Here is a 15,899-nt window from a genome sequence, read left to right as displayed (position 1 = left end):
GGCACTCCCGGAGGTATCTTGCATTGCATGGTTCCTGGCGAAGCAAGATCAGAGGCGGCCGGAAAGGTCGCCAGTCAGCTGCGCAAGGGCGTACTGGAGTACTGCGTCCTGGCCCTGCTGCGCGACGGCCCGCGCTACGGCGTCGAGATCCTCGACGAGCTGGCCGCCGTCAGCGTCATGACCACCAGCCAGGGCACGATCTACCCCTTGCTGTCCCGGCTTCGCCGCGACGGGCTCGTCGACACCGAGCTGCGCGAGTCGGCCACCGGGCCCGCCCGCCGCTACTACACGCTCACCGCGCCCGGCAGGACCGCGCTCACCGAGTTCGCCGAGAGCTGGCCGCGCTTCCGCGACGGCGTCGACCACTTCCTGACCGCACCCCACGGAGGCTCCGCATGACCGGCACCGAACACCCCCTCGTGACCGACTACCTGGCCACGATCGAGCGGGAGGCTTCCTTCCTGCCCGCAGGGCGCCGCGAGGAACTCCTCGCCGACCTGCGCGAACACCTCGCGGTCGCCGTCGGGGAGGAGCAGGACCCGGAGGCCGTCCGCACGGCGCTCGAACGGCTCGGCAGCCCCTCCGCCATCGTCGCGGCCGCACGCGAGGAGGAGCCGGAGGCCGTCACCACGCCCGCCGCACCTTCACCCTCGCCCCAACCCCGGTCGCGGAGCGTCCTCACGGCCGTCCTGCTCGGCGTGAGCGGCATCGCCGCGCTCACCTCCCCCTTCGCCGGCCTGGCCGCCCTCGTCCTGGGCCTCGCCCTGCTGTGGACGTCCACCGCGTGGCAGCGGCGGACGAAGGCGATCGCGACCGCCCTGACCCTCGCGGCGCCGGTCACGGTCGGTCTCGCCATGCTCCTCCTGGCCGCCCGCCTCGGCATAGTGGAGCTGCTCGTCCTTCTCGCCGTGAGCATCGCCCTGCCCGCGACGGCGGCGGTCCGCCTGCTCCGGGCCCCGGCGCAGGCCGCCTGAGCAGGCCCGGAAGGGGCAGGGGCCACCCCCTGCCCGACCAAGATCATCACGGGTGCAGAATGACCCGTATGACCCTGGCGAACATACCGAAAACGGCCACGATCGACGACGCTCGCACGGTCGGCCTCACCCTGGCCTCCGCCTTCGGCGACGACCCGATGATGCGCTGGTTCTTCCCCGACGCCGCCACCCGCGAGGCGGGCCTCGGCCGCTACTTCACGACCCTCTTCACCCGGCAGTACGGCCTCCACGGCGTCTGCGAGCGGACCGAGTCGGCCGCCGCCTTCTGGGTGTCGCCCGAGGGCGCGGACAAGGCCGTCCCCGACGCGGAGACCATCCAGGAGCTCGTGGAGATCCTCGGCGACCGCGCCCCGGCCTTCCAGGAGGCCGTCATGGCCGCCGCCGAGCACGGCCCGACCGAACCCCACTGGTACCTCGCCGTCATCGGCGCCGGCCCCGCCGCCCGGGGCCAGGGCCACGGCTCGGCCCTGCTCCGCTCGGGCCTCGCCAAGGCCGACGCGGCGGGCCTGCCGGTCTATCTGGAGTCCTCCAAGCCGGACAACCTGCCGGTGTACGAGCACTTCGGCTTCAGGGTCCGCGAGGAGTTCTCCCTGCCGGGCGGCGGCCCCGTGCTGTGGTCCATGAAGCGCGACCCGCAGGGCGCCTGACGCCGTTCACCGGAGGCCCCGCGGGCGGGGCCTCCGGTGCGTGCTCAGTCGAGGCAGAACTCGTTGCCCTCGATGTCCTGCATGTTGATGCAGGACTCGTTCTCCTCGTCCGCGTACAGCGTCTTCAGGTGGGTCGCGCCGAGCTCGACCAGTCGCGCGCACTCGGCCTCCAGCACCGCGAGGCGCTCCTCGCCCACCAGCCCGGTGCCGGCCCGCACGTCGAGGTGCACCCGGTTCTTGACGACCTTGCCCTCGGGGACGCGCTGGAAGAGCAGGCGCGGGCTTTTGCCCGACGGGTCGGTGCACGCGAAGTAGGTGTCCTGCTCCTCGGGCGGCGTCGAACGGTCGTACTCCCCCCAGGTGGCGAACCCCTCCGGGGCCGGAGGCAGGACGTACCCCAGGACCTCGCACCAGAAGGCGGCGAGGCGCACGGGCCGCGCGCAGTCGATGGTGACCTGGAATTCCTTGATCGATGCCATCCGGCCACCGTAGCAAGGAGCTCTTCCCCCGCACATTTCCTTTTCGGGGGCCGCCTCGCACGGTCAGGCGCTCGTCAGGATCACCAGCTGCCGGGTCGCGCGGGTCATCGCCACGTAGCGGTCGACCGCGCCCTCGATGCCCTCGCCGAAGGAGTCCGGGTCGACGAGGACGACCAGGTCGAACTCCAGGCCCTTCGAGAGCGACGGGGTGAGCGAGCGGACGCGGGGGCGCTCCTCGAACGTCGGGGCGCCGATGACGCAGGCGACGCCCTCGGCGTTCTCCGCGAGCCAGGCGTCGAGGATCTCCTCCAGGTCGGTGACCGGGGCGTGGGCGACCGGGATGCCGTTGCTGCGGATGGACGTCGGCACGTTGGCGTCCGGGAGCGCGGCGCGGATGACCGGCTCGGCCTCCGCCATGACCTCCTCCGGCGTGCGGTAGTTGATGCTCAGGGACGTCGTCTCGATGCGGTCGAAGCCGGCCCGCTCCAGGCGCTCCCGCCACGACTCGGTGAAGCCGTGCCGGGCCTGGGCGCGGTCGCCGACGATCGTGAAGCTCTTCGACGGGCAGCGCAGGAGCAGCATCTGCCATTCCGCGTCGGTCAGTTCCTGCGCCTCGTCCACCACGATGTGTGCGAACGGGCCGTCGAGCGGCTCCTGTTCGGCGGTCGGCAGGGCGTCCTCGTCGATCAGGCTGTTCCGGAGGTCCTCGCCCCGCAGCATCGTGACCGCGCCCTCGCCGTCGGCGTCGGCCGCGACGATGCTGTCGATGACGCCTGCCATGCGCTCGCGTTCGGCGGCGACGGTGGCCGCGCGCCGGACCTTCAGCCGGGCCGTCGCCGGGTCGCCGAGCCGCTGCCGGGCCGCGTCCAGGAGCGGCAGGTCCGAGACCGTCCACGCCTGGGCGTCCGCGCGCCGCAGCCGCTTCACCTCGTCGGGGGTCAGCCAGGGCGCGCACATCCGCAGGTACGCGGGGACCGTCCACAGGTCGCCGACGAGGTCGGCCGCCTCCAGCATCGGCCAGGCGCCGTGGAGGGCGCCGGTCAGCTCCCGGTCCTGGCGCAGCGACTTCCGGAACTGCTCCTCCGGGATCTCCTCGCCGTCGTACTTGTCGAACAGGAGGGAGACCAGGTGCTCCCAGATCTGCTCGCGGGCCTCGTTGTGCGGGGTCCCCGGCTCCGCCGCGTCGAAGGCCTCCGCCCAGTCGGCGGCGGTCAGCCGGATGTCCGACCAGTGGGTGGAAACGGTCATGCCCTCGGTGGGCGGCTCCTCGTAGAACGCGACGGCCTTCTCGATGGCCGTGACCATGTCCCGCGAGGACTTCAGGCGGGCCACCTCCGGGTCGGTCTCGGCCGTCGCCTTCGCGCCCTCGGCGACCAGGTCGCGCACGGTGCAGGTCCGTACGCCCTCCTCGCCGAGGCTCGGCAGGACGTCGGCGACGTAGTTCAGGTAGGGCTGGTGCGGGCCGACGAAGAGCACGCCGCCCCGGCGGTGCCCGAGGCGCGGGTCGGAGTAGAGGAGGTGCGCGGTGCGGTGCAGGGCGACGACCGTCTTTCCGGTGCCGGGGCCGCCGTCGACGACGAGGGCGCCGCGCGAGCCGGCGCGGATGATGGCGTCCTGGTCGGACTGGATGGTGGCGAGCACGTCCCTCATGCGGGACGAGCGGTTGCCGCCCAGGCTGGCGATGAAGGCGGACTGGTCGTCGAGCGCGGCGTGCCCTTCGAGGCCCTCGGCGGTGAAGACCTCGTCCCAGTAGTCCGTGATCCGGCCGCCGGACCAGCGGTAGCGGCGGCGGCTCGCCAGGCCCATGGGGGTGGCGTGCGTGGCCGCGAAGAACGGCTCGGCGGCAGGGGAGCGCCAGTCGACGAGCAGTCGGCGGCCGGTGCTGTCGGTGAGGCCGAGCCGCCCGACGTAGAGGGGCTCGGGGTCGTCCGCCGCGACCACGCGGCCCAGGCAGAGGTCCAGGCCGAAGCGGCGCAGCGTCCGCAGGCGGCCGGAGAGCCGGTGGATCTCCGCGTCCCGGTCCATCGCCTCCCGGCCGATCCCGCCGGGCGCCTTCCGCTCGGCGTCGAGGCGCGCCGACAGTTCGGCGATCGTCTCGTCGAGGCACCGCGCGATGGCCGCGAAGTGCTGCTCGTCCGCGGCGATGAGCGCCGGGTCGGCCTTGGGAGACAGGTTGCCGGAGAGGTCGAACACACCGGCAGTAAGGGACGTCATGTGGCTAATACCCCGTTTTCACAGCATCTGATTTGCTTCGAGGGGTGATTCTGCGCCACGAGGGGGGCCTTGCCGCAAGGCCCCCTGTGCGCTATACGTTGAGATAGCGGAAAGGGCCGGAACCCATCGGGTTCCGGCCCTTCGCGTTCCCGCGAGGAGCGCGACTACTTCTTCGGGGCGACCTCGTCCAGGCAGAGGACGAACTTGTCCTCGTCCCACTGCTGCGCGAGCGCGGAGAGCTCGTCGCCGCACTGGTTCACGTCGAAGGTGTTGTCGATGACCTTGACGACCTTGAAGAGGTCGGCCTTGCCGGAGGAGCAGTCGACGGTGTCGACCTTGGGGTCGTTGTCGGGGCCGCTGACCGTGACGCACTCGCCGGCCTTGGCGTGCACCGGGGTGTCGCCCGTGAGGTACGGAATGCCCAGCTTCACCGCGAGGCCGACGGCGAGGAGGACGACGAAGCCGCCGACCTTCTTGAGGAGCGCGGAGCCCTTCTTCGCCGGGGCGGGGGCGGCGGGCTGCTGCTCGGGGGTGAAGGGAGCGGACGGCGTCGTCATGTGGGATTCCTTGGGGACGCGGACATGATCAGACGCGAACGTTACATGCGCCAAAACCGGCAAAAAGGATCATGAAGATCCACTGCGCAATCAGTTGCCGAGTCGTGATCCTGTCGCCTCGTCAGGGTCACGACCGGGCCACCGCCAGGACCCCCCGGGGCCACCTCCAGGCCCCCTCAGGGCCGCCGCCCCAGCTGCCGCTGGTGGTCGAGCGCCCGCCGCAGCTCCACCGGAAGCGGGTGGTACGGGCCGTAGGCGCGCTCCGCGTCGAACAGCAGCCGCTGGAGCTCCTCCTGGCCGGCCGCGTGCTCGCCCGCCGCCAGGAGCAGCAGCCCGATCCGCTGCCGGATGTCGAAGGCCCGCGCCGGGTCCCGCTCGTAGTACGGCAGGACCGCGCGGAACTCCCCGAGCGCGGCGGCCGTCTCCCCCAGCTGCTCCAGGCAGAGGGCCGCGTCGTAGCGGAACTGCAGGAACTGCGGGTCCGTCGGGCCCGCCTCCGCGCCGCGGTCCTCCGCGAGCCGGCGCAGCTCCGGCAGCGCGCGCCGGTACTGGCCGTCGTCCATGAGCGTCGACGCGTACTGCTTGCGCAGGATCCGGACGACCGGCGACCGTTCGCCGTGCTCGGCCGCCGCCGCGGGCAGGATGGCGCCGAGCATGTCCACGGCCTGGGTCAGCGAACCCTCCGCGAGCAGCCGCTTCACCTCGTCGACGGCCGCGGCCACGTCGGGACGCGCGGGCTGCGACCCGCTCCCGTACACCCGGGGGTCGGTACGGGGATCGGCCCGCGGGCGCGGAGGCGCCACCGGGACCGGCGGGACCGCCACGGCCCTCGCCGTCGCGCGCTCCGGCCAGGGCGCGTGCGGGCGCAGGAACGGCCGCGTCGGGTCCATCGGCCCCGTCGGGGCACCGCGCGCCGGAAGCAGCGGCAGCAGGTGCTCGTACGCCTCGTGCGCGCCGGACGGCCGGGCCTGCGGGTCCTTGGCGAGCAGCCGCAGGACCAGCGCTTCGAGCGCCTCGGGGATCTCGGGCCGCAGCTGCCGGAGCGGTGCGGGCGGCTCGTACAGGTGCCGGTGCAGCACGCCGAGCGCGGTGGAGCCCGCGAACGGCACGTTCCCGCTGAGGAGTTCGTGGAGCAGCACCCCCAGCGCGTACAGGTCGGTGGACGGGCCGACGGCGCCGCCCATGGCCTGCTCCGGCGCCATGTACGCCGGACTGCCGATGGGCGAACCGGTCTGCGTGAGCCGGGTGGTGTCGGTGTCCAGGACGGAGGCGACGCCCAGGTCGAGGACGGTCACGGTGCCGTCCGGGCGGATCATCACGTTCCGCGGCTTGAGGTCGCGGTGCACGATCGGCACCGCGTGCACGGCGGCGAGCACCGCGCACAGCTGGGCGGCGACGCTGACCGCCCACTCCCAGGGGTACGGGTCGTGCTCGGCGAGGTGGTCGGCGAGGTCCGCGCCCTCCACGTACTGCATGACGAGGTAGAGGTCGTCGCCGTCGCTGCCCGCGTCGTGCACGGTCACCAGGCCGGGGTGGTCGACCTGCGCGGTCACCCGGCACTCGCGCACGAAGCGGCGCCGCAGCTCCTCCGCGGCGGTGGCGGGGCCCGTCATGGTGGCCGGCCGGAGCAGCTTCACCGCCACCCGGCGGTCGAGGCGTCCGTCGTACGCCGTCCAGACCTGGCCCATCCCGCCCTGGCCGATGACAGTGGCGAGCTCGTAACGCCCGCCGATGACCCGCCCGTTCACCTGCCGCCTTCGCCTTCCCCGGTGTGCCCGGGGTCCTTCCTGAGCAGGTCGCTCAGTTCGTCGAGCTCGGCGCGGACCTGGTCGATGCGCGGCCCGTGCCCGGCGGGCGGCTGGACGGCCGGGGGCACGGCGACCGGGCGGGCGTACGGGTTCGGGTTCCCGCCCGGGCTCGGGACCGTGACGGCGGCACTCGGGTCGTACCCCGGCGGGCGGAGCGCGGGAGCCGCGAGGCCGGGCCGGTCCAGGCGGCGGATCTCGGTCACCAGGTAGTACGTGAGGGAGCCCGCCACCAGGACCACCATGATGCCGACGGCGATGAGGGACTCCGCGGTGGTGGGCTCCTGGTCGCCGGTGACGCCCGCGTACGTGAAAAGGCCCGCCGCCAGCAGGAACGTCACGCCGAACAGCACCCAGTCCAGCGCCCTGCGGGTGACGATCGCGAGCCGCAGCATCGGCGCCCAGGCCAGGAAACCGCAGCTGAGCAGCGCGAGGGCGGAGAAGAGGACGAGCAGCGCGATCCGGCCACCGGAGGCGGGGCTCTTCGACGGCTGCGGAACCTGCGGGGCCTGCGGGGGGCCGTACATCCTGCTGCTCCTGCTCGGACGGATCGGGGTGCGGAGACGAGCGTATACACCCATGCGGACAACGGTTCCGGGATACCCGGAACCGTTGTCGAAGCGATCCGAAGCGGGACGGCCTCAGGGAGCGACGGTGCCGTCCGCCAGGCCGTCGTACAGGCCCTGGACCAGCTGGTCGCCGAGGCGCGCGGTCAGGCGCAGCGACTCCTCGAACTCGGCGAGCGCCCGGAACCGCTCCCCGAACCGGCGCTGTTCGGCCAGGGGCAGGCGCGGCAGCTGGAGGCGGCGCACGTCGAGCCGGGTCGCGGTGGAGGCGTAGCTGCTGGCCTGCCGGGTGTTGGCGGTGGCCCGGAGGAAACCGGCCAGGAACCAGGGGTCGAGGGCCGCCGGATCGGGGCGGAGCAGCTGGAGGTTGCGGCCGAGCGCGGCGCCCTCGGCGACGGCGTCGACGACCCGGACGGCCGCGCCGCCGCCGAGGACGGGGACGACGATGTCCCCGGCGGCGAGGAGGACCGGCTCCTCGGGCGGGCCGTCGGGCAGCGTCCCGGAGGGCGGCTGGGCGGCGAGCACGTCGTGGTCGGTGAGGACGGCGACCGGGGCGGAGGCGGGGGCCGTGCCGACGCCGCCCGCGCGCAGGGACAGGGCCCCTGCGCGGGCGAGTTCGCCGACGGTGGTCATGGGGCGGCCGAGCCCGGCGGTGCCGGAGGCCGGGTCGGTCACGGGCGGCGGGGTCAGTTCGCGGGTCCGGTGCAGCGTCTCGGTCAGCCGCTCGCGGACCCCGGCCAGCTGGACGGCACCCTCGGCGGCGGCGGCCGGCGGGAGGTGCCGGGCGGGGGCGAGGTCGACGTCGTCGTCGAGGAGCTCGATGACCGGCACGGAACGGCTCGCGCCCGGGGTCCCGACGAGGGTGCCGTCCCGGTCGAAGGGCGTCCAGGCGTCCATGACGGCGGAGTGGACGGCCGGCCAGTCGAGCCGGTCGCGGCCCTCCCGGCCCTGCCCGGTCTGCTCGGCCGCGGCGTCGACGAGGAGGAGTTCGGCGGCGGACCGCTCGCCCTGGACGGGCTTGCGCAGCACCCAGAGGTGGAGCGGGATGCCGTACGGCGGCGCGGCGCCGGCCGGGAGGGCGACGACCGCGCGCAGGGCGCCCCGGCGGAGCAGGTCGGCCCGGATGCGGCGGCCGGAGCGGCGGGAGGCGGCGGCGGGCGGCATGAGGAGGACGGCGGTGCCGCCGGGGCGCAGGTGCGCCAGGGCGTGCTGGACCCAGGCGAGTTCGGACTCCGTACGGGCCGGGAAGCCGTACTCCCAGCGCGGGTCGTAGGCCAGTTCGTCGTGGCCCCAGTTCCGCTCGTTGAAGGGCGGGTGGCACAGGACGGCGTCCGCCGCCAGCGTCGGGAAGGCGTCGGCGCGCAGGCTGTCGCCGGACCGGACGCGGATGTCGGCGTCGGTGGCGAGGGCCAGGCGCAGGGCGGTCAGCGCGGCGAGGTCGTGGTCGGCGTCCTGGCCGCAGACGGCGCCGGGGTTCTCGACCGCGCTCAGCAGGCCGCCGGTCCCGGAGGCGGGGTCGAGGACGGTGAGCGGGACGCCGTCGTGTCCCGTCTTCGGGGCCGCCGCGAGCGCCGCCATGAGGGCGGCGGGGCCGGGCGGGGTGAGCGTGTACTGCCGGGGGTTGGCGTCGAGGTGACGGCCGAGCAGGAACTCGAAGGCCGCGCGGACGCCGGTCTCGGCCGCGAGCTCGGCGGCCCCGCGCAGGAGCGGGAGGGAGGCGGCGAGGGCGGGCGAGGTGGGGGTGAGGACGGCCCGCTCCGGGCCGAGCCGCTCGGTGAGCGTCTCCTCCAGGGCGACGGGCAGCACCTCGGCGAGCCGCTCGTCGGGGAGCTCGGCGAGCGTGGGCCAGGCCGCGGACCGGTCCCGTACGAGGAGGAGGGCGCAGCCCGCGTGGACGAGGGCGGTGACGGCCCCGGCCGGATGGCCCGCGATCTGCTGCCAGACGCGCTCCTTGAGCGGGACCTCGGCCAGCTTGCCCTGGTCGCGGAGCCATCGCTCGACGTCCGCGAGGGCGAAGGACGGACTCGTCTCCGTCCCGCCGACGGGCTTGGGGAAGTCGGGGTGGCGGCGGCGCCAGTTGCTGACGGCGGCCCGGCCGACCCCGGCGAGCCGGGCGATCCCGGCGGCGGTCACCTCCGCGGCACCGGTCTCCGGGGCCCCGGTCGCTTCCGCTCCGGCGCCTGCCCGCTCCGCACCCGCCTCTGCTGCGTTCTCCGGCACGTGACCCAACTCCCCTGGCTCGCCGTTCTGGCTGTGTCACCAATCCTAGCGACGAACACGCGGCGCACCACTTCACAGTGTGAGTCGACCTGTTTTTCGTGAACCGTGTTGACTCGGTTCACAGGCTCTGCTGTGATTGACCCATCGCACCAGACATCGTCTCCGTCCGGGAGGACACACCCATGTCGTACGACACCCAGGTCCCGCCCGCCGCCCCGCGGGTCATGCGCAACGGCCTCGGCACCGCGGCCCTGATCCTCGGCATCATCGGCACGCTCTCCGGGCTCATCCCGCTCTTCTTCTGGCTGGCCGGCATCCTCGGCCTGATCGCGCTGATCCTGGGCCTCGTCGGCAAGGGCCGCGCGAAGCGCGGCGAGGCGAACAACAAGGGAGTGGCCCTCACCGGCGCGATCCTGGGCCTCGCGGCGCTGATCCTCTCGGTCGTCGGCGCGGTCATCACGTTCACGGCCGTCAAGGACGCGGTCGACGAGATCGACAAGTCCATCAAGGACACCGCCCCGAAGGACCCGACGAGCAAGGCCCCGGCGGGCGACGCCGGCAAGGCCGACAAGAAGGGCCAGGGCCTGGAGGACGGGGACAGCTCGGTCTACGACGACGACCTCACGGTCACGGTCTCGGACCCCAAGCCGTACTCCCCCGACGAGTACGCGGCGGGCCACACCAAGGGCAACAAGGCCTACCAGGTCACCGTCGTCATCGAGAACAAGGGCAAGGAGAAGTTCGACACCGCCCTCGTCAGCCTGAGCGCCACCGCCGGCAAGAACGGCGTCGCGGCCGAGGAGATCTTCGACAACAAGGTCGGCTCGGGCTTCGAAGGCACCATCATGCCCGGCAAGAAGGCCACCATCACCGCCGCCTTCGACGCCCCCAAGGACGCCAAGAACCTGACCGTCGAGGTCAACCCCGGCTTCACCTACGACGCCTCGCAGTGGGAGCTGAAGATCGGCTGACCCGGGCCGGACACGCACCACACCGCGCACCACAAGGACCGGGGCCCTTCGGGGCCCCACCCCCCGTACGACCCCTCTCGGAGACACCACCATGCATGCCGCCCCCCGCCGCACCGCCGTCACGGCCCTCCTGTGCGCCGCCTTCGCCCTCGGCGCCACCGCCTGCGGCCCGTTCTCGAACGACGCGAAGCCGGCCGGGCCCTTCGGGGAGCTGAGCGGTTCGCAGATCGTCGACAAGGCCTTCGCGGCGACGAGGACCGCGAAGTCCATGAGCGTGGACGTCGACGAGCAGGGACCCGTCGAGCCGCTCAAGGCCTACCTGTCCCTCGACGCCCAGGGGCGGTGCACCGGCACGCTGACCATGGGCGCGGCCAGCACGGTCGAACTGATCAAGCCGGACGACAAGAACGTGTACATGCGCTTCGACGAGGCCTTCCTGCGCGAGCAGGTCAAGGAGGACGGGCCGGAGGCGCAGGACGCGATGGTCAAGGAGCTCAAGGGCCGCTGGATGAAGGGCCCCGTCTCCGACCCCGACAACCAGGGCATGCTGGAGCTCTGCGACCTGAAGAAGCTGCTCGGCGGGTTCGAGCAGGGTGCGAGCGGGATCGTGAAGGGCGCGGAGACCACCGTCGGCGGCCAGAAGGCGCTGGCCCTGACGGAGCCGGGTGACGGCGGCGAGGCCAGCACGGTCTACGTGGCCACGCAGGGCACCCCGTACGTCCTGAAGATCGTCACGAAGGGCGGCGAGGAGCCGGGGACGATCACCTTCTCGCACTACGGGAAGCCGGTCGTGGCGAAGGCCCCGGCGGCGAAGGACGTCGTCAGGACCGACTGACCGATACGCGTGGGAGGGCCGTCAGCCGGGGGGGAACGGCCCTCTCACGCGTACGTCGGACGGATCAGATCCGGTGACGGACCCACACGTTGGGCTCCACGTACACCGCGTAGCCGCGCGTGGCCTGGCAGTGGACCGGGACCAGCGCGCCCTGGACCTCGACCGGGCCGTCCGTGTCGAAGGGGAGGCCCGTCCACTTCCGCCACTGCTCGACGGAGCCGGAGACCGTCATCGAGGCCGGGGCCACGGACTCGATGACACCGCCCGCGCGCACGTGGACGCGGAGCCACGGGTCGTGCGGCAGGCCGTCGGCCTCACGCGTGCGGAAGGCGTACTCGTGGATGGAGGCCTCGGCCTCCAGGTGCTTGCCGTTGGGCCGGACCGGGGCGACCAGCTCGGCGAAGCCCCGCCTGCCGGCGTTCTCCCGCATGGCGGCGAGCATCCGGTGCGAGAGGCCCTTGCCGAGGTGGTCGAGGTGGACGGTGATCTCGATCGCGCTCACGGTGTCGGCCTCCCGGCCGTGCCGCAGGTCGGAGAAGGCCCAGTTGAGGACCTCGTCCCAGCCCCGGGCGGGCAGCTCGCGGCGACCCTCCGCGTCGAGCCGGAAGGGCACGCTGAAGCCGCGGGCGACGACCGCGCCCCCGGCGTCGGTGGCGACGAGCACGTACTCCGGGAACTCCCGGACGATCCGGCCCATGTTGGCCCAGCCGACCGGGTCGTACATCATGAACTCGGGCCACAGGTCCTTCATGGACCACATCGCCCCTTCGAGCTCGGGACGTTCGGCGAGGGTGGTGACGTTCAGGTCCATGCGGCCAGGCTAAAGATCGGCCGGCCGACTGCCCAAACGTTTTTTCGTGGCAGCCCGGCGCTACGGGAGCCTCTGCTGCGGGCAGGTGTCGAGGACCCTCTTCATCGCGTCCCGCTCCCCCGCCGTCACCCACACCCCGTACTTCTTCTTCACCGCGATCTGCCGGGCCACGTACGCGCAGCGGTACGCCCGGTTCGGCGGCAGCCAGGTGGCGGCGTCGCCGTCGGACTTGCGGCGGTTGGTCGCGGCGTCCACGGCGAGGAGGTTGAGCGGGTCGTTGGCGAAGCGGCGCCGGGTCTCGCCGTCCCACGTCTGCGCCCCCTTCTGCCAGGCGTCGGAGAGCGCGACGACATGGTCGATGTCGACCTTGGAGCGGCCCCGGACGTAGCGGACGGTGGTGCCGGTGTACGGGTCGTCGGTGAGGGTGCCGGAGGCGACCTTGCAGTGGCCGTCCGTGAAGCGGACGCCGGTCAGGTCCCGCTTGAGCACGTCGTCACGGGTGCCGCAGCCGTTGCCGTCGACGTCCACCCAGGCGCGGCCGAACTTCTCCCGCTCGTAACCGGTCTTCGGGGCGCGGCCCTTGACCGTGAGGGTGTCCACGGCGGCGAGCGCCGTCCCCGGCGCGGCGGACCCGCCGCCGGTGTCTCCCGGGGTGCCGGTCCCGGGCGAGCAGGCGGCGGAGAGGAGGACGGAGACGGCGAGCGTCGAGGCGGCGAGGGTCCTTCGGTACGTCAGCACCCTGGAATCCTAGGTCGGGGGTCTCGCCCGCTTCGTCCCGATGGCCCCGGACCGGACGGACCGAGGGCCTCGGATCACGTCTTCGGACCGAGGCCTCGCGTCACGTCTTCGACCGAGGCCTCGGGTCACAGCTTCGGACCGAGGGCCCCGGGGCACGTCTTCGGACCGAGGACCCCGGGTCACACCTTGCCGATGCCGAGGGTGTTCTCGGAGGGCAGCAGGCCGGAGCCGACGACGGTGAGCCAGGGGCCGCCCAGGAGGTCGGCGAGCCGGGCGGTGTCCTCGGGGCCGAGGGCGTCCCACGGTCCGGCGGCCAGTTCGTCCGTACGCCGTTCCACCTCCGCGCGCAGGGCGCGGCCCTCGTCCGTGGCGACGCCGTCCGCGTCCAGGAGTCCCCGGGCCGTCAGGCGCTCGCGCGCGGCGTTCCACTCGTCCGCGCTCCAGCCCCGGCTCTCGAAGACCGGTTCCGGCGCGGCCCCGACGGCCGCGAAGGAGACGAGGGACTCGGCCGGGTCGAGGCCGGCGGCGACCAGGGCGGCGATGTGGCCGTCGCCCCGGTGCTCGCGCAGGATCGTCGCCGCCTGCCACAGGACGAGGTGCGGGGCGTCGGGCCAGGGCAGTTCGGCGTGGGCGGCGGCGAGCGGGCGGCCTTCGAGGCCGGCCGCCCCGGCGGCGCGGCGGGCGAGGGCCGCGGCCTCGGCGAGTTCGGGGCTCGCGACGACGTCCTCGCCGAGGACGGACCGGTAGGTCCGGTCGACGGCGCGGAGCCGGGCGGCGAGCACGTCGGCGGGGGCGGCGACCTCCCAGGCGGCGGGGACGTGCCGGGCGACCTTCTCGGGGCTGAAGCCGTAGAAGGCGGAGGCGACGCGGACCGGTCCGACGGGGCCGAGGGCGGCGGCGCGCCAGGCGAAGTAGGAGGGCCAGCGGTCGGCCGTCTCGTAGCCGAGGGCGCCCGCCTCGTCGAAGGCCTCGGGGGCGTAGTAGAGCACGGCGTGCAGCGGTTCGATCAGGTGCCACATCTGACGTACGCGAGCGGTCTCCACGGGGGTGCTCCTTCACATCGCCACTAACTTGACACTGACAAGATTGCGCCCGCCCGTCGAACTTGTCAATGCCTAGATTGCGGCTAGGCTGCTGCCATGACGAGCGACCACGACACGAAAAGCGCGAGCAGGAGCGCCTACCACCACGGCGACCTGCGGCAGGCAGTCCTCACCGCCGCACTCGACGTGATCGCCGCCGAGGGGCCGGGGGCACTGAGCCTGCGCGACCTCGCCCGCCGCGCGGGCGTCTCGCACGCCGCCCCCGCCCACCACTTCAAGGACCGCACCGGACTGCTCACGGCCATCGCCGCCCAGGGGTACGGCCTTCTCGCGGAGGCCCTGGCCGGCACCCCCGCGCTGCGCGAACGCGGCGTGCGCTACGTCCGGTTCGCCGTCGCCCACCCCGCGCACTTCCAGGTCATGTTCCGGCCCGAGCTGCTGCGCGCCGACGACCCGGACCTCCTCGCCGCCAAGGAACGTGCCTCCGCCGAACTCCGCGCGGGCGTCGCGGACCTGCCGGACGTCCCCGACGCCCGACAGGCCGGCATCGCCGCCTGGTCGCTCGCCCACGGCTTCGCGACGCTGCTCCTCACCCACAACGTGACGGCGGCGATCGGCGACCGGGACCCCGAGGAGTACTTCCGTTCGCTCGCCGGCCTGCTCTTCACGGCCCAACTCCCGCCCCCGGTCGGGGAATAGCCCGCACCAGCCCGTAATTGACGAAAGCATGCGACCCTCGAACACCCTCCGCCGCGCCGCCCTCGCCCTCCTCACCACCGGCACCCTCGCCCTGGCCCCCACCGCCCTCGCCGACACCGGCCACCACGGCGCCCACGGCCCGGTCTGGCGCGGCGCCTGGGCCGCGTCCCCGCAGTCGGCGACCGCGCCGTTCGGCCCCAACTGGTCGCAGCAGGGCTTCGACAACCAGACGGTTCGCCAGGTCGTCCGCGTCACCGCCGCCGGCACCCGGACCCGCATCGAGCTGACGAACCGTTACGGCACCGGCCCGCTGCGGATCACCGGCGCGACCGTCGCCCGTACCGCCACCGGAAGCGCGGTCGAGCCCGGCTCCGTGCGCACGCTCCGCTTCGACCACCGCCCGTCCGTGACGATCCCGGCCGGCGAGACCCTCCTCAGCGACGCCGTGAACCTCCCCGTCGAGGCCTTCGAGCAGCTGACCGTCACCCTCTACCTCGCGGACCCGACCGGCCCGGCGACCTTCCACTCCTTCTCCTCGGCCACCAGCTACCGCGCCGAGGGCGACCACCGCGCCGACCTCTCCGGCGGCGCCTTCCGGGAGACCAGCACCTCCTGGTACTTCCTCTCCGGCGTCGAGGTCACCGGCGGCCGCGACACCGCCCGCCGCGACGGCATCGTCACCTTCGGCGACTCCATCACCGACGGCCTCGGCTCGACGGCGGACGCCGACAACCGCTACCCGGACGAGCTCGCGGAGCGCCTCGCCGCCACCGGCCGGACCCGCGCCGTCCTCAACCACGGCATCAGCGGCAACGAGGTCGTCAACGACACCACCTGGGCGGGCGAGAAGGCCGTGGCCCGGTTCCGGAAGGACGTGCTCACCGAGAAGGGCGTGGGCACGGTGATCCTCCTGGAGGGCATCAACGACATCGGCGGCAGCGGTCCGGCCTTCCCGGGCGGACCGACCCCCGAGGTGTCGGTGAACCAGCTGATCGAGGGCCACCGCACCCTCATACGGCAGGCCCACGCCCACGGCCTGAAGGTCGTCGGCGCCACCCTCACCCCGATCAAGGGCTCCTTCTACGACACCCCCGTCAACGAGGCCAAGCGGGAGGCCTTCAACACCTGGGTCCGCACCTCGGGCGCGTACGACGCCGTCGTCGACTTCGACCGCGCCGTCGCCGACCCTGCCGACCCGGACCGCATCCTCCCCGCGTACGACTCCGGCGACCACATCCACCCGGGCGACGCGGGCTACACGGCGATGGCCGGGGCACTGGACCTCGAAGAGCTGTAGCGGCCACGGTGCGGCGCCCCGG

At 73.4% G+C, this 15,899-nt stretch carries 16 protein-coding genes; 7 read left to right on the top strand and 9 right to left on the bottom strand.

Annotated features, from left to right (window positions below; translation table 11 throughout):
* The first annotated feature begins 27 nt into the window (after window positions 1–27).
* Genes BLW86_RS22690 through BLW86_RS22680 form a run of 3 tightly spaced genes read left to right on the top strand, consistent with a single transcriptional unit; the run spans window position 28 to window position 1,642 of the window.
* Window positions 28–399 (top strand): PadR family transcriptional regulator, encoded by a 372-nt coding sequence (locus tag BLW86_RS22690; protein ID WP_093875740.1) that lies wholly within the window; start codon window positions 28–30, stop codon window positions 397–399.
* On the top strand, window positions 396–974 hold the full coding sequence (locus BLW86_RS22685; RefSeq protein ID WP_093875739.1) for an HAAS signaling domain-containing protein: 579 nt from the start codon (window positions 396–398) through the stop codon (window positions 972–974). Before BLW86_RS22690 ends, BLW86_RS22685 begins: the two co-directional genes overlap by 4 nt.
* Before the next feature lie 59 nt (window positions 975–1,033).
* Entirely contained in the window at window positions 1,034–1,642 is a 609-nt protein-coding gene (locus BLW86_RS22680) for a GNAT family N-acetyltransferase (protein ID WP_093875738.1), read from the top strand.
* 44 nt (window positions 1,643–1,686) lie between these two features.
* Here BLW86_RS22680 and BLW86_RS22675 read toward each other — a convergent pair whose 3' ends face one another.
* The 6 genes from BLW86_RS22675 to BLW86_RS22650 form a co-directional block, all read right to left on the bottom strand.
* Window positions 1,687–2,121: a VOC family protein gene (locus tag BLW86_RS22675; RefSeq protein ID WP_093875737.1), complete on the bottom strand. Its 435-nt coding sequence runs from the start codon at window positions 2,119–2,121 to the stop codon at window positions 1,687–1,689.
* 63 nt (window positions 2,122–2,184) lie between these two features.
* Window positions 2,185–4,335, bottom strand: a complete 2,151-nt coding sequence (helR, locus tag BLW86_RS22670) for an RNA polymerase recycling motor ATPase HelR (RefSeq protein ID WP_093875736.1) — start codon at window positions 4,333–4,335, stop codon at window positions 2,185–2,187.
* Window positions 4,336–4,499: 164 nt separating this feature from the next.
* The gene (locus tag BLW86_RS22665) at window positions 4,500–4,892 is read right to left on the bottom strand and encodes an LppU/SCO3897 family protein (RefSeq protein WP_093875735.1); all 393 of its coding nucleotides are present in this window, start codon (window positions 4,890–4,892) and stop codon (window positions 4,500–4,502) included.
* Between the two features lie 176 nt (window positions 4,893–5,068).
* Window positions 5,069–6,640, bottom strand: coding sequence for a serine/threonine-protein kinase (locus BLW86_RS22660; RefSeq protein WP_093875734.1), 1,572 nt, complete (start codon window positions 6,638–6,640; stop codon window positions 5,069–5,071).
* A complete protein-coding gene (locus BLW86_RS43805; RefSeq protein ID WP_093875733.1) occupies window positions 6,637–7,224 on the bottom strand; it encodes a hypothetical protein in 588 nt (195 codons plus the stop codon). Before BLW86_RS43805 ends, BLW86_RS22660 begins: the two co-directional genes overlap by 4 nt.
* Before the next feature lie 114 nt (window positions 7,225–7,338).
* The gene (locus BLW86_RS22650) at window positions 7,339–9,396 is read right to left on the bottom strand and encodes an N-6 DNA methylase (RefSeq protein ID WP_093878812.1); all 2,058 of its coding nucleotides are present in this window, start codon (window positions 9,394–9,396) and stop codon (window positions 7,339–7,341) included.
* Window positions 9,397–9,665: 269 nt separating this feature from the next.
* Here BLW86_RS22650 and BLW86_RS22645 point away from each other — a divergent pair, with 269 nt between their 5' ends.
* Both BLW86_RS22645 and BLW86_RS22640 read left to right on the top strand, forming a co-directional pair.
* A complete protein-coding gene (locus tag BLW86_RS22645; RefSeq protein ID WP_093875732.1) occupies window positions 9,666–10,454 on the top strand; it encodes a DUF4190 domain-containing protein in 789 nt (262 codons plus the stop codon).
* A 91-nt stretch (window positions 10,455–10,545) separates the two neighbouring features.
* Entirely contained in the window at window positions 10,546–11,289 is a 744-nt protein-coding gene (locus BLW86_RS22640) for a hypothetical protein (RefSeq protein ID WP_093875731.1), read from the top strand.
* Between the two features lie 64 nt (window positions 11,290–11,353).
* Here the strand turns inward: BLW86_RS22640 and BLW86_RS22635 are convergent, their stop codons facing one another.
* From BLW86_RS22635 to BLW86_RS22625, 3 genes are all read right to left on the bottom strand, one after another.
* The gene (locus BLW86_RS22635) at window positions 11,354–12,100 is read right to left on the bottom strand and encodes an N-acetyltransferase (protein WP_093875730.1); all 747 of its coding nucleotides are present in this window, start codon (window positions 12,098–12,100) and stop codon (window positions 11,354–11,356) included.
* A gap of 60 nt (window positions 12,101–12,160) precedes the next feature.
* Window positions 12,161–12,838, bottom strand: coding sequence for an HNH endonuclease family protein (locus tag BLW86_RS22630; protein WP_177181728.1), 678 nt, complete (start codon window positions 12,836–12,838; stop codon window positions 12,161–12,163).
* Between the two features lie 179 nt (window positions 12,839–13,017).
* On the bottom strand, window positions 13,018–13,857 hold the full coding sequence (locus BLW86_RS22625; protein WP_093875729.1) for an SCO6745 family protein: 840 nt from the start codon (window positions 13,855–13,857) through the stop codon (window positions 13,018–13,020).
* A gap of 120 nt (window positions 13,858–13,977) precedes the next feature.
* On the opposite strand from BLW86_RS22625, the gene BLW86_RS22620 reads away from it, so the two are divergent.
* Both BLW86_RS22620 and BLW86_RS22615 read left to right on the top strand, forming a co-directional pair.
* On the top strand, window positions 13,978–14,580 hold the full coding sequence (locus BLW86_RS22620) for a TetR/AcrR family transcriptional regulator (RefSeq protein ID WP_093875728.1): 603 nt from the start codon (window positions 13,978–13,980) through the stop codon (window positions 14,578–14,580).
* 28 nt (window positions 14,581–14,608) lie between these two features.
* A complete protein-coding gene (locus tag BLW86_RS22615; RefSeq protein ID WP_093875727.1) occupies window positions 14,609–15,877 on the top strand; it encodes an SGNH/GDSL hydrolase family protein in 1,269 nt (422 codons plus the stop codon).
* Window positions 15,878–15,899 lie beyond the last annotated feature (22 nt).

This window comes from Streptomyces sp. TLI_105 (assembly GCF_900105415.1).
Lineage (GTDB): Bacteria > Actinomycetota > Actinomycetes > Streptomycetales > Streptomycetaceae > Streptomyces.
This window is presented reverse-complemented; position numbering and strand designations above follow the sequence as displayed.